Below are 18,538 nucleotides of genomic sequence, written 5' to 3'. Positions count from 1 at the left end.
GAAATGACGAAACCCGCCCAGCGGCAGCCGGAGCGGGTTTCAGGGGTGAAGCAACGGAAGGGGTGTGGGTTAGATGTCGATGACTTCCAGCGGCAAGGACGGCGCCTCGCCTTCGATGACGCCATCGCGCACGAACACGGTCTGGCCCAGCGTCGCTTCGCCGCGGGCGTGGATGAGTCCGCCACCTGGTAAGGCGATCACGACGCGGCTGGCGCCGACCTCGATCACGATGCCGGCTTGCAGCGGCGGCTCGGGCAGCAACTGACGGAACTGTCGGTAGAGGTTATGCATGGCACTCGACGCCCAGCGTTTGCCAGACCTCCGGGAAGCTGGCTTCCACGCGCGTGGAGCGCACGATGCCGAGCCGCGCGACGCTGCCGTCCTGGTACTCGACGAAGGTCCCGGGCTCGACGATGCCGGTCTCCGGTAGCACAGGCAGGCGCAGGCCCACCTCGAACTGCTGCCCGGTGTCGGCCAGGATCGCAGTGCCGCGCTGGCGTGCTGCGACGGCTTCGGTGATCAACGCATCGACGACCATCGGCGCAACCCGATTGCCGGCCGTGCCGGCGCGCGTGACCTGGCCCAGCACCCCGGCAGTCTGGCCCGACACGAACACCCGGTTGTACGCCGGCTTATCCAGCCAGCGCACGGATTCGCGCGACACCGCATCGACCGGCAGCACCAGGTCCGGCGTCACCGCATGCCAGTCCCACGGCGCCACGGGGTAGCGGTGGCGCACGCGCAGGATCGCGTCGGACGGATGCGGCAACAGGTAGCCGCCCGGCGCGGCGGCGATTGCGGCGAGCGCATCGATCCAGGTGCCCTGGTGTGCAAACACGCCTGCAGGCAAGTTCCAGTCGGTGAGCGCCCAATCGATGGTCCAGCCAATCGGCACACCGTTGACGGTCAGAACGTCGTCCATCAATTGCCGTGCCGTGCGCGGGTCGGCATTGCCGAAGTGCATCACCGGCGCGTAGGGCGCCGAAAGCGCTGCGGTGCGGCCGCGCCCGGATAGGCGCAGGCTCGCATCGCCAAAGCTGCGCTCGCGACTAAGGTTCTCGGCGAGCACGCGGAAATCAGTACCGTTGACGTGCGCCACGAGCTCCACCGGTGGCGCGCCATCGGTGGGTGCGATCAGCGCTTCGGCAATGGCGGGCAGCGTCGCCTCGAATCCCCAGGCCCAGGAGTCGACGTCGAGACTCAGCGACAGTGAGATCACAGGGACCGGTGCGCCATCCGGCCAGCGATGGAGCGTGACGTGATTCAGCACGATGTAGACCCTTCGGATCGGAACCACGACCGGGCCGTCTTGGCCGGGATCGGGGCGCCGCTCGCAGACGAACACCAGGTGGCCATTCGCAGCTGCCGGTGCGGAAAAGCGCAGGTGCGGATTTGGCGTGTAGCAAGGAACGAACGGCGGCTCGGGATCGTCCGGGCGCACTGGATGGCGCCCGGGCGGCGGTCGCATCGCGTTCTGCCAGCGTGCACCCGCCCAGCGACGAAGCGCCGTGGCGACCTGGATGGCTTCGAAAAAGCGCCGACTCGGGAGCTTCTGCGCCACATCAAAGCGCGAGGTGGTTGGCCGATGCCGATCCCGCAGACCGTCCTCGTGATGCAGGCGCCGCGCGAGCGCGTCGAGGCGCTTCGCGTTCTCGTAGCGCACCGGGCCTGTCGTGCGCAGACGCAGCGACTCAGCATGTGGAACCTGGAGCTCGCCGGGCGAGCGTGCCGATGCGCCCTGAAACCGCGTGATCGCTGAGACTGGCGCGCGCCGCAAGGTCGCAGCGCGCCTCGACGTCACGTTGGCGTCCAGCACCCAACCAGCCTGCCAGGACGTGCCCGCGGTCGTCGGCAGTTGATCGGTGGCGGCGGTGCGGTGCTCGGCGCCCTCCTCGAACCCGCGCCCGCGTTGCCAGGACGATGCCGTCCGCCCCACCAGCGGACGCGCCGCCCGGGAGGCATAGCGCGCCTCGACGATCATCTCCAGCGCCGGAAACGTCGCGACCAGCGTCGCCGATGCATTCGGGATGGCCAGCGCTTCGAAGCGCAGCGCCGGCAAGGCGCCGACCAGCTGCGCATCCTGCGGAGGCTGCGATCCGCCCGGATCGCCACCCAGCACGAGGTGCGTGCTGCCAGGCGGGTGCGCCAGCCGCAGATCGATGGACGCCATAGGTGATCACCCCAGCAGTCCCGTCAGGATGCGGGTGTAGCCGCCCGCGTACAGCGTGGTCGTCGGCAGACGCAACTCGCCCATGCCTTCGAGATCGGACGCGTCGCAGTCCCAGCCCAGCGCACCGTTGCCGTTCACGATGCGCGCCCAGGTTGCCTCGCCGGTCGTGAGGATCAGGGCTTCGTTCGTCGGCGCGACCTCGAGCACGCCGTCGACGACGGTTCCGAGCGGTTCGGCCAGCACGATGGACGCGAGCAGCGGGCCCTGTGGCGCTTCGCCAAATCCCGGTCGCGGACCGGCGTAGACGTGAGCGCGCGCCTGCTCGGTGCCGAGCGCCAGGAAGGTGATGACGCCCTGCAGCCGGTACGCGTTGAGTTCGTCGGAGATCTGGATCACACCGGCACCCCGTTCATTGGCTCGGCGCGCAGGTTGTCTGCGACCACGGCGCGGAAGTTGTGTTTGTGGTCGTAGGCGATCACCAGATAGCGCGGCACCGGGCTGATCCGCTCGAAGCGGTAGACGCCGGTCACCGCATCGCTCCAGGTCTCGCGCACCACCGCATGTGTGCGCTCATCGAACAGCAGCACGCGCCGCGACACCGGCCGATCCTCGGGCAGGTTCTTCTCTTTCACGGTGCCTGTGATGTGGTGATCGCCGGCGTAGTAGTGATTGCGCGTGCCGGCCAGACGATGGAAGGCGCGGTGCGAGTACCGCAGCAAGGCGGCCAGATCCGGCACCGGCTGGGTGCGTCCCACGATGGCTGGCAGTGCGCGGTACTGCGCTTCCGGTGGGTCGGGCAGCGCGCTCGGCACGCCACCGGCGACGCGGTGCACGCGCAAGGTCAGGCCGTACCCATAGATGCAGGGCCGGAAGCGCGCGTAGTGGCGCTTGTAGCCCTCCCACACGACGCCATCGTTGTCGCTCACGCGGTACTGCCAGATGCCATCGGTGCCACGCTTCACGTCGATGCGCAGGGCCCGGCGAGCGCCAGTCACCGCCCACGGTGCAGCGGCGTGCGCTGTCAGCTCGTACTGGTTTCCGCCGGCATCCCAGAAGCTGTGATGCCACTGCTGCTGCCAGGCGATCAGCCGGTGACCCTCGTAGGCGCCCGAGCCGGTCCAGAGCCAGAACCCGAAGCAGGCCGATGAGTAGGTGATCGCCATCACCTCGGCTTCGATCTCGAACCAGAAGTTCTCCGTGATCTCGGCCGCGTCGATGCGCCAGAAGTTCTGCGCCTGCGAGAACACCAGATCGACGGCCTGCGCCGCTTCATTCCAGATGGGCGTGACGCCACCGGCGCCGCCCGCGCTGGCGAATCCGGCAGGAATACCCGCGAGGAAATCCTCGTCCAAGGGATAGGCCACGACTCAGGGTCTCCAGGGCCCGGTGATGTCAAAGGCGAAGCCGCTGGTGTTGCCCTCATGCGCGTAGTCCAGCGTGACGATCAGGAACTTGCGCTCGGGGTAGCCGAGCACCTGGTCGATCAGCGTCAGATGCGCGTAGGGCTGGTTCTGGTGGATCCAGTACATGCCGGGCAGCATCCCGCGCAGGTGTCCGCTGCTCTCGCGCAGGTAGATCGGATGCAGGATCAGTCCGTAGTCGGGACCGTTCGGGAACGGGATGCTGGCCGAGCGCCCGGAGACGTTCTGGTTGTTGCCGTCGTTCAACGAGAACAGCCCAAGGCGCACATTGCCGCCGACCTGGGTGTAGTCGCGCATGCAGATCTTGCCGGTGGTATCCAGCGAGTGCGTCGAGTAGGAATCCTGGTTCGGGTAGCTGTTCGGCCACTCGCTGACGGTGCGGTAGCGGTCCGAGGCGGTCAGGAACGACGCGTAGTTGTCGCCCGGCTTGTAGCTATCGAAGTCGGTGAAGGTGTAGAGCACGCGGCGGTCGCCACCCCAGCCAGAGGCGCAGGCGAGGAAGAATCCGCGGTCATCACCGACGAGGACCCAACTACGGGCGCCGGCGCCGTTGTCGCCGTAGGTCTCGGGCGTGTTGTTGCGGGCGAAGTACCACTTGAACCAGCCCGAGTACATCGAAGTGCCGCTGCCTGAAGGCAGTTCGTTGCGGGTGGGCGCTGCCGGATCGAAGGGCGCGCGAGCACCCACGAAGGTGTCGATGTCGACCATGTTCTCGGCCAGGGTGACGCGTCCGAACTTCGCCCAGGTCGTCGTGTAGCCCTCGGGCAGACTGTCGTCGACGCGCAGGAGCGGTCGATTCGAGAGTGGATTGGGCGTGCGGTACGCGCGCTTGTTCTCGCCGGTGAAGGCGATCTCGAAACCGAGCGGCGCGATCTTGGCGCTGATACCAAGGACCGTCGTCGCCGGTGTGGCCGGTTCGCCCGAAACGCTGAACTGGATGCTGTCCTGAGTGATGGCGGTGATGGTGAAGTCGCCGTTGTACTCGGGCTCCTCGCAGCCTTCGATGCGCACTACCTGGTCGACGAGATAGCCGTGCGCGGAACCCACGACGGCCGTCGCGGTGGCGCCGTCGCGGGTCAACGACGACACCGCCTTGAGGTGGAATCCGTTGACGAGCAGTGCGTCGAGCAGCGCGGTGAGGCTGCCCCAGTTGTTGGTCAGCACCGGCGCGCCGGTCATGCCGCTGTGCATCCACTTGACCTTGTTGCTCACGAATCAGACTCCTCGAAATCAGGGGTGCGTCAGGGGCGGTCCACGTCGCCGCGCACCAGCAAGGTGAAGGCATCGCGGGTGACGGTCTCCGGGCCTTGCTGGATCGTGCGCACGACCCAGACCGGGAACAGCGCGCCGATGGTGTTGAAGCGCAGCACGTTGCCGGCTGCCCAGCCCGAGCCCCAGCCGAGTGCGCGCAGCGTGAAGTAGGGTTTGCCGGTGGCCGGATTGGTCGGCGCCAGATCGTTGGCGGTGGTGCCGGTGGCGATCACGCCGACGTGCTCGCCGATGACCTGGAACGCCGTGGTGTTGGTGAACTGGATCGCCCAGCGCTCGGTGATGGCGCCGGCGTTGGTCACCGTGATCGGCGCCAGCACATCGTTGAACGTGGCGGTGGCCGCATTGCCAACCAGTGCGTCAGTGAATGCGCCGTTCCAGGTCGCCTGATCGAACAGCCGCGACACGTAGGCGCGCAGGTCGCCGGAGACCAGCGCCGAAGAGATGTTGGAACCGGTGGGGTAGTCGTGGGTGATCTGCCGGGTGAAGGCCAGGCGCCCGGAGATCTGCACGTCGGACACTTGCGCCATGTCTTCGATGCGATGCTCGACCGTGACCGGTTGGGCGATGCCGGTGACGTCGGTGAACGTCACGCGGCCCGCTTCCAGGTCGACGGTGTAGCCGGCGGTAACGACCACACCGTTGCCATCAAGCACTCGCACCCGCGACAGGCGCACGCGATTGCAGTCGATGACCTGGCCGACGCTGGCGGTCAGCGGGCCGACCGTTTCGGTGTGGCCGATCACCGCAAAGTCGCCCATCCGGAAGATCGGCACGCGCCCGTCCTGCGGCAGTCGTACCGGATCAAGCCCGATCAGGTCGGCATCAAGCGGCAGGTAGGAGTACGCGACGGCGTTGTACTTGATGGTGTCGGCGAACACTGGCGCCGGCTTGAACACCTTGGGCACGCCATCGAGCACGACCACACCATCGGGATCGAACCAGATCTCGTCCTCGTTGCCGGCGGCGACCACCCACGACCCGAAGCGTGCGCGGACGACGCCGGTCTCGTAGTCGATGGCACCGGTGATGCCCGCCCCGGCAATGATCCCGTGGTTGTCGGCGCTCACGTTGATCGTGCCGCCGGTCAACCGCGTGGCCAGTAACTGCAGGCTCGACGGCCGCACCGGCGAGGCCGGAATGCGGAAGGTGACCTCGTCGACCGGCGTGCCATCGAGACTGGTGAGCAGCGAGCGCAGTTGGACCGCCGTGCCTTGGCCCGGTACCCACGCGCTCAAGGTCACCGCGCCGGTGGCGTAGTTGATGGCGCCGGCAAGCGTCGCCGCGCCGTTCACCGGGTTCAGGTCGTAGTACAGGCTGCCGAGGCGGTCGAAGTAGGTCTTGCCACCGAGCGTGAAGCCGACGCTGCCAGGCACGATGGGCTCGGCGAAGCTCGGCGTCAGATCCAACGCCAGGCCACTGGCGGTGAACGTCTCGGCGACCGAGTTCGAGGTGCCGGTGGCGCGATAGCGCACCTTCGCCCACGCCGTTTCGTCGATGGGCATGGACGCGCCCGCGGTCACGTACTCCCAATGCGAGAACACATTGCGATAGACCGGCACGAGGGTCCCATCGGCATTGCGCGTGAGCCCGATCTGGGTCACCGAATAGCGCCCCACGGGAATGCGCACGATGGTGTCGGGCAGGAAGCGCACGACGCCGGTGGCGTAGTTCACCGTGCCATAGACGAAGCCTTGCGTGTCCTTGAGATTGCCGTTGCGGTCGTCGCGGACGATCTTGATCGGATCGACCGGGCGCACGAGCTGCAGCTCGGCCGGCGTCGTCGAGATGTAGTCGAAGGTCTCGATCAGCAGGTTCCATTCCAGCTCGACCGTACCCGGGATCAAGCCATCGAATTCCACTTCGACGTCGATGCGACCTGTGCCATCGCGCATCGGCGCGTGGAACTCCTCCTCGGTCGGTGGTCCCCAGGTGTAGGCGACGTTGTAGGTCTGGCCGCCAGCCGGCAGCGCGGCGGGTGTGAACTGGATCAGGCCCGACTGGTAGTGGATGGTGCCGGTCGCCGCACCGGTGATGCGGCCAGCGCCATCGTCGGTGGCGGTGCGCGGTGCACCGTCGTTCCAGGTGATCGTGACCGACTGCGGCGTGATGCCGGACTGCGCCAGCTGCAAGGAGACAGCGGGCGGCGCGATGGTCTGGTCGGATCGGTTGAAGTAGTTGGCCTTGCCGCCCCAGGCATAGACGATCTCGCTGCCGACATCGGGCAGCGCGCCCACGGTCACCGCCACCGTGCCGGAGCCATAGTTCACGGTGCCGACCCCGTACTCCGGGCTGCTGCCCTTGAGCACGCCGGCGCCGTTGTCGCGCAGGTCGTACCACTTGCCCTGGGCGCGGTAGCTCACCTGCAAGGTGCCGGGCGCCGGGCTCGGCAGGATGGTGAGCACGTAGTTGTAGGCGCGGTTCTCGATGTCGACGCGCACGCCCGCGGTGTCGGCGACACGGATCGGTGCGGCGGCGGGCCGGAAGGTGATGGTCTTGGTGCCGCCGTAGTTCGGCGCACTGGTCGCCATCGCGATTTGGCCGCGAGCGTAGTTCACGGTGCCGATGACGGTGGCGCCCGCCATCAGCTGGCCGCCGTTGTCGGTCAGCGTGGCGCCGCTGACGCTGATTGACAGCGTGCCGGGCTGGATTGCATTGCCGACCGACAGCACGGTAGAGGCGTTGAAGCCGACCGAGGTCGTGTAGCTCACGGTGCCGTTGGCCGACTCGACCAGGGCTTCGGAGGTGCCGCCTGCGGTCAGATCGAGCAGCGGCGTTTCGGTCTGCGCCGAAGGCACCAGCTGGGTGAAGATGCTACTGACGCTGGCGGCAACATCGCCGATGGCGATCGGCTGGGTGGTCTTGACCACGCCGCAATACTTGGCGGCATCGGCGACCACCGTGTCGCGGGTCTTGGTCTTGCCCGGCGCCATCGTGAACAGGCGATCTGGCGGAGAACCGGGAAAGTCGAAGCGCAGTGCGTCCGACAGATCGCAGGTGACGACCACCGCTTCGTAGTCGACGATGCCGCTGCCCGAGCCATAGCTGAAGGTGCGTGTTTCCGAGGCGACGCGGGTGACGCGGATGTACTGCGAGAACTCGTTCGCCAGGCCTTCGTTGGCGACCAGGTACAGGGTCTTGCCGATGGCGGGCAACTCGGCGCCAACGCGCTGGAACAACTGGACGCTGCGCTGGCCGGTGATGTGGTTCTCCAGCAGGTAGCCGTTCCAAAGCGAGCCCTTGTTGAGGTAGGCCTCAATGCGGTCGCGCGCGTTGGTGCGGCGGTCGAAGATCTCTTCGGTCGAAAAGATCGTGACCGCGACGCGCGGATCGCTCGGCGCCTCGGCGACGATGACGTTGCCGCCCAGATACGTGTCGGTGGTGCCGGTCTGCACGCTGGCGAAGACCTTGCGCAGGTTCACGCGGCCACCGGCGCGATCCATCTCCGAGATGTCGTTGAACAGCGAGTTGCTCGCACCATCGACGATGACGGTGGACGTGGGCGCGCCGCCGCCTTCGGCGACGTCGTCCATGACCTGGCTGGCAACGAGCTTCACGTCGCCTGCAAGAATGGGCATCGGGAGTCCTAGTCAGAGCTGCAGCAAGCGCAGCGTCAATCGGTAGCGGTCGGCATCGGATCGCGCCGGAAAGCCGAGCACGGGTTCGGCCTCGACGCAGATCTCGTCGTGGCGAAAGGCCACCTCGAAACTGCGGCCGTCGTGCAAACGCAACTCGAAGCGCCCGTCGTCGGCGGTCAACGGCACACTCGCCCACGCGTGCAGGGTGCCGACCGTGGCGCGTGTGACCCAAGCCATGTCGAACGCGCCTTCCAGCGTGATCGGCCGCCCGGCCTGCCGCGTGGCCGACTGCACCAGCAGCGCGCCAGTGATCAGGTAGCTCATCGACGCCACTGCGGGCGTCCACGCGTGCTCGTCGACCCACAGCAGATCGTCGGGCAAGGTCAGGACGTCGCTGGTGGCGAGGTGTTGGAGTTGCATGGGGAACCGGTCAGAGCGTGCGGGTGCGTGCCGCGCTGAGCACGCGCAGCAGTCGGGCTTCGTCGCGTTCGTCGATGGTCGCGGCCACCTTGTGGGTGCCCGCTGCGAGTTCGACGCGCACCGTGCGCGTGGGCGCGTGCTCGCCGAGCAGGGAGGGACGCTGCACGCCCGCGCCGGTGGGCTTCACCAAACCGCCTGTGGCGAAACCTTGGACACTGCGCAGCGTGCGCGCGGCCAGCGCTTGGGTAGGCGCCTTCATGCCGTTGATCGCCTCGAAGAAGCCGACGCCGAACTTGGACACCGTCGCGCGGTTCACGACGAACTCGCCCGGCGTCAGCAGTGCCGGCACGGTGTCGGACGAGGCGATGCCGCCGCGCGCGAAGAACTGGCCTTCGAGGCTTTCCATGTAGGTGATCAGGTCGCGCTCGAGGTCTTTGCCGACCAGCAGCGCTTGCGCCATCGCCGAGCGCCAGCGACGCTTGATGCCCTCGACCATGCCGCCTTCGAGTCCGGTCAGCGTCTTGATGCCGAGCAGCGGCTCCAGGTAGCGCTTGTCGACGCTGGCCTGCCGGCCGTAGTTCCGCTCGGTGTTCATCTTGAACAACGGGCTGATGGCTGCGCCGCCGGACCGGGACAGGGCCGAGGCGTAGCTCATCATGCCCTGATAACCCAGCTCGACAAGTTTCAGGGCTTCGACGACGGAGCGGTTGCGCTTGGGGCGCTCGGGCGGCGCCCGATTCGGTGCTGAGGGCGGTGGTGGCGGCTCCGGCGAGATCCCGGCCGGGCCGCCACTGGCGAACCGCGCGACCTTGGTCAGCCGCGCCAATGCCGCGATGCCGTACTTGCGCACGGCCGCTTTGCGAATCACAAAGGCGCCGGCATCCAGCGTGCGCGGCACGGTGTCCGCATCGCCGCTGCCCGGTACCTTGCCGCCCGCCATCCGCGGGAATAGTGATGCAACAGCGGGCGGCGCCACCGAGCCGCCGCGGGCAAAGCGCGGCAGGCCACGGCCGACCAGGCCGCCGGTGGCGTTGGTCTCGACCTTGGTGACGTAGATCGTGTGCGTGCTGGTGGTGTGCATGCCGGCCAGGCTCATGACCTCGGCGCGGGCCGCATCGGCGTTGTGCTGGACCAGGTGCCGCGACTCGGTCTGCAACTGCGAGAGCGCGCCGATCTGGCGCTCGACGTTGGTGACTGCGGCCTGCGCCTTCTCGGTGGAGACCTTGAGCTCGAACTGCGCCGACTCATTGGCGTACGCCTTGAGCCGGTCCAGCGCTTCCTGCGCCTGGGTGAAGTCGGCATTAACCGGCAGAGTCTGGCCGTCCTTCAGCCGCTGCTCGTACTCGCGCAGCGTCTGCTCGGCCTGCTGCAGATCGGCCTGGATCTTCAGCAGGTACTCCTTCTCCTCCAGCGCCGCATCCAGTCGGTCGAGCGCCTGGTCCAGGCGCTCGGTGTCGGCGTTGATGGTGAGGGTCAGGCCATCGCGCAGCTTCGCGGTGATCGAGTCGATCTGCGACTCGGTATCGCTCAGCGTGCGCTGGATTTCGTTGCGCGCCGAGCGCGCGGCATCGGCCGCGCTGCGGTGCGCTTGCGCCTCGGCGTCGAGCGCGCGGTTCAAGATCTCCTCGGCCTCGCGGATGCGGTCGATGGACTGGCGCACGCCGTCCTTGCCTTGGGCGATCTGCTGATCGGCTTCGCGCGCCTTGGCCGCCAGCTGCGCGCGCAATTCGCCGGCCTGCTGCATCAGGCTGTTCGCGGTTTCGAACTCCTTGCGGGCGCTGGCTTCGCGCGCCTGCGCCTGCAGTTGCGCGATCTGTGTCGCCGACTGCTCGGCCTGTTGGCGCGCCTGCTCGCCGCGCTTGGCCTCCGCAGACTGGGTGTTGGCCACCTGCACAGCGAGATCCATGGCCTTCTGCGCCAACTGCCGGGCTTGCTCGAACTCGCCTTGGGCCAGGGCTTCGCGTGCCTTCTGCTGCAGCTCGGTGATCTGGCGCTTGCGGTCCTCGGTGGCCTCGTACTCGCTCATGCCCTGGCGGCGGATCTCGCGGATGCGTTCCTCCGTCGACATCGTGAGCTGACGCTTGGCCTCCTCGATGCGCTGTACTTCGGCGAGATGGCGATTGACTTCGGCGTTCAGCGCATCGATATGTTGCCGGTACTCGTTCAGCGCTTGCACGAGTGTCTGGCGTTTGGTTGCCAGAATGTCGTTCTCGACGCGCTGGACGTTGGCCATGCGCTCTTGCTCGGTCTGGCCCTGGCGCATCGCCGCTTCACGACGAGCACTGGTCTCGGCGTCGATCAGCTGCAGCGTTTGGGTCGAGGCCTGCTGGCGCAACGTCGCCTGCTGCGTCAGGGCTTCCGACAGGTTCTTGGTCGACTCGACGATGCGCTCGCGCTCGGTCGTGCGCGTGGTCTGCAGCTCCGCCTGCTCCTGGGCGAAGCGGGCCTTCACCGCGGTGACCTGCTGCTGCAGGTTGGCCTCGACCAGCGCGGTGAAGCCCTTGTAGGCCTCGGCCATCTTGGCGGTGGCATCGTTGACTGTGCCCGATGCCGCGCCGGCCGCCTGTTCCACTTCGCCAAGACGCGCCTTCAGCTTCTCGACGGCGACGTGCACGGCCTCGATGCCGCGTCCAACCGCTTCCTGCGTGCCCTGGCGCACGGCTTCCAGACGCTTGGCGATTTCCTCGGCTGCACTGGCCGCCGTGTTCATCGCGCCCTGGGCGGCTTCGCTGCCTTGCTGCGCGTCGGCGTACATGTCGCGGAAGATCTGGTTCATCTGCGCGAGGCGCGCTTCGTGTCGCGCCGTGGCCTCGGCCATCGTGTCGCCGGTGAAGATCGCCGCGAACGACTCCCACTGGTATTGCAGGAACTCGATGCTCTTCATGAGCACCTCGACCATGGCCACACCGGCCACGCGCACGACGGCGAACTTCTCTCGCAGCCAGGTGCCGATCTCCCACCCGATGATCGCGGCGGCCAGCACCGCGAATGCCGCGCGGAGCTTGCCAACGGTGGCGATGGCATTCGTGAGCGACAGGTTGGCCGCGGCCCAGGCGGCGCTGGTGGTGGTCGCCGCAGTGACGGCGGCGGCGCCCGCGGTCTGCCAGGCGATGATCAAGGCCGGGATCATCCGGTAGATCAGCACGCCGAGGCCGATCTCAGCGACCCGCGTGAGCCACGCCATCACCGTGTCGAGGTTGTCAGCCAGCCACGTGAGGGCTTCCGCCAGCTTCTTGGTGAACCCGGTCGACTCATCGACGCGGCTGATCCACTGGCCGAAGGCATTGCTCAGGCGGGTGAACGCCGCGCTGACGGTTTGCGGCAGCTGGGTGTACTCGGCGGCCAGCACATCCTTCTGGCTCATCAAGGCGTCGATGACGACATCGGCGGTCAGCCGGCCTTCCTCGGCCAGCTTGCGCAGGCGGCCGATGGGTACGTCGAGGCCATCGGCGAGTGCCTTGGCAAGCCGTGGGCTGTTTTCGACGACGGAGTTGAACTCCTCGCCGCGCAGCACGCCGGCCGACAGCGCCTGGCCGAACTGGAGCAGCGCGGACTGGGACTCGGACGCCGATGCACCAGAGATGCGCAGCGCCTGCGAAATGCTCTCGGTGAGTTCGATAGCCTGCCGCTGCTCGCCGCCCAACTGGCGCACAGCCTGTTGCAGCTTGCCGTACAGCGTCGCCGTCTCCTGGATCGGCACGCCGATCCGCTGGGCGACCGCGAACAGCTCACGCTGGGCGGTGAGGTATTCGCGCTGTCCGGCGGTCGCGAGCGACAGGCGCGCGGACATCATGTTCCAGGCATCAGCGATCTGGACCAGTTCCTGCACCTGACCCGCGGCCCAGTTGATCGTCAGGAACGCGAGCAGTTGGGTCTTGGCGCGCGCGATCTGATCGCCGAAGGCCGACATGCCGGCCTTGACCTCGGCCATGCCGGCTGCAGCTTTGTCGCCGGCAGTCTTGGCGCTGGACGCGAGGTCGCCGAGGCTGCGCTCGGCCGAGTTGATCGCGCGCTTGAGACCCTCGTCGGCGCCATCCAGCGCGACGAGGACCGAGATGCGTTTGGCCACGGATCAGTCCAGGGTTTCGAGGTGGTGCTGGATTGCTGCGGCAAGACGCGGGATGTGCCCGGCCACCAGCCGCTCGATGTCGAGTCGCTTACGCAGCGCCACGCGCGGCACCAAGACGGCGATGGGAATGTCATCGCCGCGCTTGAGCCTGCCGATGCCTTCGGCCTTGCGGTACCGGCGCTTGAAGCCCGAGAGCGTGCGGTCGTGGTCCTTGATGTTTTCGGCCATCAGGACGATGTTTCCGCGCTTGTTCTTGATGAAGTAGGCGTTGCCGCCGCGCATCAAGGCGGCGACCTGCGCCTTGAATTTCTTGCGACCGACGCGCCCATGCAGCGGGATCAGCATGCGCCCGGCAATCTGGCCGCCACGCTCGTGCAGGCCTGCCCACTGGATGCCCGAGCCAACGTACAGGGCCGGCAGCCGGTTCTTGTCGCGGTCGAGCACCTTGGCGGTGAAGCCCTTCACGAAGGACTTCCGCACCACGGTCATGCGCTCGGCCACATGGGCACGCACCGCCTGCTTGACCTCCACTGCCTGACCCGCGATGCCGCGCGACACTGCCTTGTGCGCCTTGTCGCGGAACTCGCCGCCCCAGCGGCGCAGTTGCGCTTTGGCGGCGGCACTATCGATGCGGATCGAGATGCGCATGAGTGGTGAGTCGGTCGAGGGTCTGGTCGAGGTGGCGGGCGTCGCCACGGGCACCGAGCGCGATCAACGACAACAGCCGCGCATCGCGCGCGGCGTCCTCGCGGCTCACGGCCGCCAGAAAACCGCGCACTTGCGCCAGCGTGTAGTCGTGGATGTCGGTGAGGCGGTGGCCGTGGCCGATCAGGGACTGGGCGGCGTCGAACCACCCGGGCTCGTCGCGTCGCCCACCTGGGCGAACAGCGCGCTGAGGCGCGGCATCACCTGGCGGGTAAAAAAATCCGCGTTGACCTCGATGACCGTGGAAGCGAGCAGGACCGCGTCATCGGCGTCGAGGTCGTCGACCCACTCGCGCGGTTTGCCGACCGCAATCGCGATGGCCGACAACAGATCGCCGCCGCGTTCGCCGATCACCGCCCACCAGTCGATGCCGGTCCCGGTGATCTGTTGCATCACCGGGGTGATCGCGCGCAGAAAGCCGGGCAGCTGCCCGACTTTGAGCGGCTTCACGGTCAGGGTCTCGCCGGCGATGGTCAGGGACACGCCTTGCGGGAGGAGTTTCTCCAGTTCACTCATGGTCATGCTCACAGCTGCACGATCCGGCCGAACTGACCCAGCACCGCATCGAAGGGCTTGGTCGTGTCGGCGAGCAGCGAGCCTTCCAGCTCGAACTTGTTGTACTCGTCGGAGATGAAGGAGATCTCCTTCAGCGGATCGAAGGCGACGCGGTAGAGCTCGACGAGGACCTTCGCATTGCCTTGGGCGGTGTTGATGCCCTCCAGGCGCAAGAAGCGCTCGGGCAGCGCCTGGGTGAAAATGCCGATCTCGGTCGCCGTGCCGAAGGTGTAGCTGGCCTTGAGGGGTGGCGTGAAGCCGGTGATGTCAAGAAACTGGAGGGCACCGAAGTCGGTATCGACGGTGTAGTGCGTGCCCGCGGTCAGCGTCGCCGGGCTCGCAGCAGAATCGGTCAGCACGACCGCGGCGACCTTCGGGTGCGCGAGGAAGTAGCGGTCGCCGACCACCGGCATGAGAGCGCCGACCGGTTCGTCAGTGACCGAGCCGCCCGCGCCGGTGACGTGGTTGCCGTACAACGCGAGCGCCAGGTTCTCCTTGGTGAACTCCTCGATGGTGAGGTTCACGGTCGCCGACTTCTGCTTGACCATACGGTGGTCGAGCGAGCGCTGGCCGGTCTGGCTCTCGAAGTGTTCGAGCACATCGGTCTTGAGCGAGAGCTTCAGCTCGGCGACGTTGCCGGGCGAGCGCACTTCGATGGGATGGCCCGCGGGATCGCGCTTGCCGAGGTAAACGCGGCCCTGAAAACTGGCGTAGGTGCTCATGCTTTGGATTCCTTGATGCGGTGAGGAGTCTTGGTGGTGGACGGCGAAGCGGCGGCGGTGCCGACCTCCTCGTAGTCCTTTTCAAGCGGGGTTCTGGTCGCGTCGGTCGCGGCCTCGCGTTGCGCGATGCCCTGGGCGATCAGCCAGTCCGCGATGGCGGGCGACACCGCGATGGCGTCGCCGGGGGCATAGGCCTTGCCCGCATGGGTATGGGGGCGCAGCACAACGAGTCGGGTCATGGGCTCATCCTTGGATCGAGAGGTCGTGGGCCAGGGTTCGGTAGGTGATGGCGTAGCGCGCAGGCAGCGCGACGACGAGGTCGTCGGCGTCTTCGATTTCGAACTCGCCGTCCTGCTCGCGGATGCCGAGCGCAAGTTCGCCAAGCGTTCCGTCGCGCATCAGCGCGGCGTGTGCCGCAGTGAGCAGACGATCGGCTTCCGACTCGGGGATCGCTGGCGGCACAGCGCGTGCCAGCGCCACCAGCCGAATCGTCAGCAGCCGGGTGACGCGGTCATTGGCGCGCTCGCTGATCGCGTCCGATTCGGGGAACACCACCAGCGCGGGCGACTGCTCGCGGGTGATGGCCACCGTCGGCGAGCGATACACCGTGGCCCCAAGTGCCTGCAGTGGCGCGCGCACGGCATCGAGCACCGCGAGCAGAATCCGCTCGCGCAGCGAGTTGGCCGCCATGGGTCAGAGCCGAGACAGACGCGCGCGGCGTTCGGAGCCATCGCCCACCGCACGCAGGTCGCGCACCTGGAACGCGATGCCGTCGATGACCACGCCATCGCGCACAGCGATGCCGACGAACGCCGATGCCGGAAACGACATCTCGAGGTCGGTGCCGAGCGCGAGACCATCGAGCAACGTCGTATCCGGTGCCGAGAAACCGACCGCCTGGGTCTGCGGTGCGCTGCCATCGGCGGGTTGCCAGACGGCGGTCTTGAGCAGGCCTGCCCGCGCGGCCGCGGCGAAGATCTGTTCGACGAAGCCCATCAGAGCGTCAACTTCACCAGCACGCCCGGGCGGTGGCACATCGGCAGCGGGTTCGACTGCGTATGCAGATCGGTCCCGCGGTCAAACTTGCGTGGTTCCTGCTTGGCATACAGCGGCTGGCCAAGCGTGTTGACCGTCTCGTTGAAGTCGGCGGGCGCGAAGTAGGTGCCGAAGGTATCGAGCGTGCCTAGCGGGAACGCGTGCGCTTCGCCGGCCGCGATAAAGCGACGCGCGTCGCCGGTCTCGGGATCGTTGGCCTGGCCCCGGTACTCCTCGAAGGTGATGCCGCCGAAGGTGAAGCCGCGGCGTACGTCGTTGATCAGGATGGCGCCGTTCTGCCAGTTCTCGAAGGCTTTCTCGACGTTGCCGTGGCTGGTCAGCGCGGTGAAGAACTCCGGCGAACAGAGGCAGTGAACACCGTTCATGTACTCGCCCTTGAGCCCGTCTTCGATGGCGGCCAGCGTGGCGATGCACTTGGGCTTGACCTTGGTGTTGGCGTTGCCGAGGTCGAAGGCGATGGTCTTGGGCGCAATCTTGAATTCGGCAAACAAGTCGTAGAGCACCGAGCCATCGGCATCGAGGATCACGCCCTTGAGCGCGCCCATGCGCAGGTGTTCGAGCGTGATCGCGTGCTTGTTGCGCATGGTGTCGAGGTGTCGCGCGATGACGCCAGCCAGCGTCTCGGCTTCCGTCTCCGACCCGAACGCGCGCAGGCCCTGGACCTCGTCCGGGAGCACGACGTCATCGTGCGGAATGTGCGGCACGACGAAGGAGCGCAGCGTGCGCTTGCCGCGCCGACCGACCGTCCCCGGCGAACCGGGCGGCTGGGTCGGCAGCAGGTTCAACACGCCGTTGCGCTCCTCGACCAGGATCTGGCGCTGACGCACGGGTTTGGCCGGCATCAGGTTCAGTTGCTCCAGCCGGCCGTAGCGATTGGGCAGCAGGTTGATGGCCGCGGTCAGCGAGGCCATCGAGAACGCGGGATTGGCGAAGGGGTTGTTCATGGGTCAGGCTCCGTGGCGAACGAGCACGCCGAGCGCCTTCAACTGCGCGAGCGCAGTCAGGGTTTCAGCGGCGGTGATGCCTTCGGGCCACTGCAACGCGTGCTGGGCGACGATGGCGTGGCGCGCGACGATCAAAGCGTCGTCGCGGTCGATGAGGGTGGCGTCGCAGGCCTGCAGCAGTACGCCCGCGGCGACCTGGCGGCCATCGGTCGCGGACGGGTCGATGCGCGCGTAGTGGCCGGTTGCGGTCACCAGGCCGACGACCGCGCCGAGCGGCAGGCTCTGGCCGGCGCCGACCGTGACGCGGTCGCGCGAGTAGAAGTGCGGCGCCTCGTACTTGAGCAGGTCGCCGAGGTTCAGAGACTCGATCATCTCGGCCATGTCAGTGACCTCCGGTGGTGGCGGTCGCGGTCGCCGCGAGCTTGCGGGCGGCGTCGATCAGCGGATTGCTGGCGGCTGAGCTCGGCGCCTGCGCATCGGGGGCGATGCGACTGGAAATCTCCGGGCTGTCGTCGGCGAGCACTGCGAGCAAATGGCGGCGCACGGCATCGGGTGCGGTCTGGGTTTCGAGGAAGCCGGCGATGAGGTTCGGGCGACCGGCGAGGGTGCAGATCTGGGCGATCTCCAGCGACTCGGCGACGCCGAAGGCGCTGGCCGACACGACCGGCGCAGGCGGGGTGGCGCTGTCCGCCACGACGGCGGCAACGGGTTCGGTTTCAGCAGACATGGAAGACTCCGACAGGAGGGAACGAGCAAGGCCCGACGCGCCCGAGGTGGGCGTCGGGAGAGACAGTGAAGCGGTGAGTTGTGCCAAGGCGTCGTCGAAACTGCCGACGGCATCGGCGAGGCCGGCCGACACGGCGTCGGCACCGAAGAACAGGCCGGCGTCCCAGGCGCGCACCTGTTCGGCGCTGAGGCCGCGGTGCTTGGCGACGGTGTCCACGAACAGGCCGAACACGCGCTCGACCTCGCGGCTCAGGATCGCGTGGGCCGCATCGGTGATCGGCTCGTGGGGCGACAGGTCGTTCTTGCGTGCGCCGGCAAACACCGGCGTGTAGCGAATGCCGTCCTTGGCATCCTTGACCGAGTGATCGGCGTGTAGCGCGATGACGCCGACCGAGCCAGCGCCGCCGGTGCGCGCGACGAACACCCGCGTGGCCGCCGAGGCGAGCGCGTAGGCCGCCGAGAAGGCCTGGTCGTTGGCGACTGCCCACACCGGCTTGGATCGTGTGGCGGCGCGCACGCGGTCGGCGAGGTCGAACACGCCCCCGGACTCACCACCCGGGGAGTCGACATCAAGCAGGATTGCCCGAACCTGCGGGTTGGCGAGTGCGGCATCGAGTTGATCGGCCAACGCCAGGTAGCTGGTCAGGCCCGAACTCGCTTCCAGGCCCACGGTGCGGCGCACCAGCGTGCCGTGGATCGGAATCACGGCGATATGCGGTGGGTGGGCGCCGTGGGCGCGCAGGGGCGGCGCCGAAGGCAATGGCGCATCGTGGTCGGTGACGCCGATGCGGGCGCCGAGGACCGACACGATCACGTCGAGCTTTGGGCGATGGATGGCCAGGGGCACGCCGAAGAGGCGCGCCGCCAGGTGGGGCAGCACGGTCATGGAATTCCTTGCTTGGT

At 67.5% G+C, this 18,538-nt stretch carries 18 protein-coding genes; all 18 read right to left on the bottom strand.

Going from position 1 to position 18,538, the window contains the following annotated elements:
* Positions 1 to 69: 69 nt before the first annotated feature.
* From BLP83_RS04210 to BLP83_RS04125, 18 genes are read right to left on the bottom strand one after another with little or no spacing between them, the layout of a single operon-like run.
* Entirely contained in the window at positions 70 to 291 is a 222-nt protein-coding gene (locus BLP83_RS04210) for a hypothetical protein (RefSeq protein ID WP_091239183.1), read from the bottom strand.
* A complete protein-coding gene (locus BLP83_RS04205) occupies positions 284 to 2,119 on the bottom strand; it encodes a hypothetical protein (RefSeq protein WP_143006534.1) in 1,836 nt (611 codons plus the stop codon). The genes BLP83_RS04210 and BLP83_RS04205 overlap by 8 nt, the downstream gene beginning before the upstream one ends.
* Before the next feature lie 57 nt (positions 2,120 to 2,176).
* Positions 2,177 to 2,566 carry a hypothetical protein gene (locus BLP83_RS04200; RefSeq protein ID WP_091239179.1) on the bottom strand — a complete coding sequence of 130 codons (390 nt, stop codon included), beginning with the start codon at positions 2,564 to 2,566 and terminating at the stop codon, positions 2,177 to 2,179.
* Positions 2,563 to 3,534: a hypothetical protein gene (locus BLP83_RS04195; RefSeq protein ID WP_091239177.1), complete on the bottom strand. Its 972-nt coding sequence runs from the start codon at positions 3,532 to 3,534 to the stop codon at positions 2,563 to 2,565. Before BLP83_RS04195 ends, BLP83_RS04200 begins: the two co-directional genes overlap by 4 nt.
* A gap of 3 nt (positions 3,535 to 3,537) precedes the next feature.
* On the bottom strand, positions 3,538 to 4,803 hold the full coding sequence (locus BLP83_RS04190) for a hypothetical protein (protein WP_218121182.1): 1,266 nt from the start codon (positions 4,801 to 4,803) through the stop codon (positions 3,538 to 3,540).
* A gap of 29 nt (positions 4,804 to 4,832) precedes the next feature.
* Complete coding sequence (locus BLP83_RS04185; RefSeq protein ID WP_091239174.1) at positions 4,833 to 8,438, bottom strand: hypothetical protein; 3,606 nt, start codon at positions 8,436 to 8,438, stop codon at positions 4,833 to 4,835.
* Positions 8,439 to 8,450: 12 nt separating this feature from the next.
* Complete coding sequence (locus BLP83_RS04180) at positions 8,451 to 8,858, bottom strand: hypothetical protein (protein WP_091239173.1); 408 nt, start codon at positions 8,856 to 8,858, stop codon at positions 8,451 to 8,453.
* Positions 8,859 to 8,868: 10 nt separating this feature from the next.
* Positions 8,869 to 12,927 (bottom strand): tape measure protein, encoded by a 4,059-nt coding sequence (locus BLP83_RS04175; protein WP_091239170.1) that lies wholly within the window; start codon positions 12,925 to 12,927, stop codon positions 8,869 to 8,871.
* 3 nt (positions 12,928 to 12,930) lie between these two features.
* Complete coding sequence (locus BLP83_RS04170; RefSeq protein WP_091239169.1) at positions 12,931 to 13,575, bottom strand: DUF6441 family protein; 645 nt, start codon at positions 13,573 to 13,575, stop codon at positions 12,931 to 12,933.
* Positions 13,550 to 13,705 carry a hypothetical protein gene (locus tag BLP83_RS18845; RefSeq protein WP_218121181.1) on the bottom strand — a complete coding sequence of 52 codons (156 nt, stop codon included), beginning with the start codon at positions 13,703 to 13,705 and terminating at the stop codon, positions 13,550 to 13,552. The genes BLP83_RS04170 and BLP83_RS18845 overlap by 26 nt, the downstream gene beginning before the upstream one ends.
* Before the next feature lie 50 nt (positions 13,706 to 13,755).
* Positions 13,756 to 14,148, bottom strand: coding sequence for a DUF6631 family protein (locus tag BLP83_RS04160; protein WP_091239470.1), 393 nt, complete (start codon positions 14,146 to 14,148; stop codon positions 13,756 to 13,758).
* An 8-nt stretch (positions 14,149 to 14,156) separates the two neighbouring features.
* Positions 14,157 to 14,909 (bottom strand): phage tail tube protein, encoded by a 753-nt coding sequence (locus tag BLP83_RS04155; protein WP_091239163.1) that lies wholly within the window; start codon positions 14,907 to 14,909, stop codon positions 14,157 to 14,159.
* Positions 14,906 to 15,148: a DUF7210 family protein gene (locus BLP83_RS04150; protein WP_091239160.1), complete on the bottom strand. Its 243-nt coding sequence runs from the start codon at positions 15,146 to 15,148 to the stop codon at positions 14,906 to 14,908. The genes BLP83_RS04155 and BLP83_RS04150 overlap by 4 nt, the downstream gene beginning before the upstream one ends.
* 4 nt (positions 15,149 to 15,152) lie before the next feature.
* Positions 15,153 to 15,599 (bottom strand): hypothetical protein, encoded by a 447-nt coding sequence (locus BLP83_RS04145; RefSeq protein WP_091239158.1) that lies wholly within the window; start codon positions 15,597 to 15,599, stop codon positions 15,153 to 15,155.
* A gap of 3 nt (positions 15,600 to 15,602) precedes the next feature.
* Complete coding sequence (locus tag BLP83_RS04140; protein ID WP_091239155.1) at positions 15,603 to 15,905, bottom strand: head-tail joining protein; 303 nt, start codon at positions 15,903 to 15,905, stop codon at positions 15,603 to 15,605.
* Positions 15,905 to 16,909 (bottom strand): major capsid protein, encoded by a 1,005-nt coding sequence (locus BLP83_RS04135; RefSeq protein WP_091239152.1) that lies wholly within the window; start codon positions 16,907 to 16,909, stop codon positions 15,905 to 15,907. Before BLP83_RS04135 ends, BLP83_RS04140 begins: the two co-directional genes overlap by 1 nt.
* Positions 16,910 to 16,912: 3 nt before the next feature.
* Positions 16,913 to 17,290, bottom strand: coding sequence for a head decoration protein (locus BLP83_RS04130; protein ID WP_091239149.1), 378 nt, complete (start codon positions 17,288 to 17,290; stop codon positions 16,913 to 16,915).
* A 1-nt stretch (position 17,291) separates the two neighbouring features.
* A complete protein-coding gene (locus BLP83_RS04125; protein ID WP_091239147.1) occupies positions 17,292 to 18,521 on the bottom strand; it encodes a S49 family peptidase in 1,230 nt (409 codons plus the stop codon).
* Positions 18,522 to 18,538 lie beyond the last annotated feature (17 nt).

The sequence above is a fragment of the Aquimonas voraii genome, assembly GCF_900101825.1.
Classification (GTDB): Bacteria; Pseudomonadota; Gammaproteobacteria; order Xanthomonadales; family Xanthomonadaceae; genus Aquimonas; species Aquimonas voraii.
This window is presented reverse-complemented; position numbering and strand designations above follow the sequence as displayed.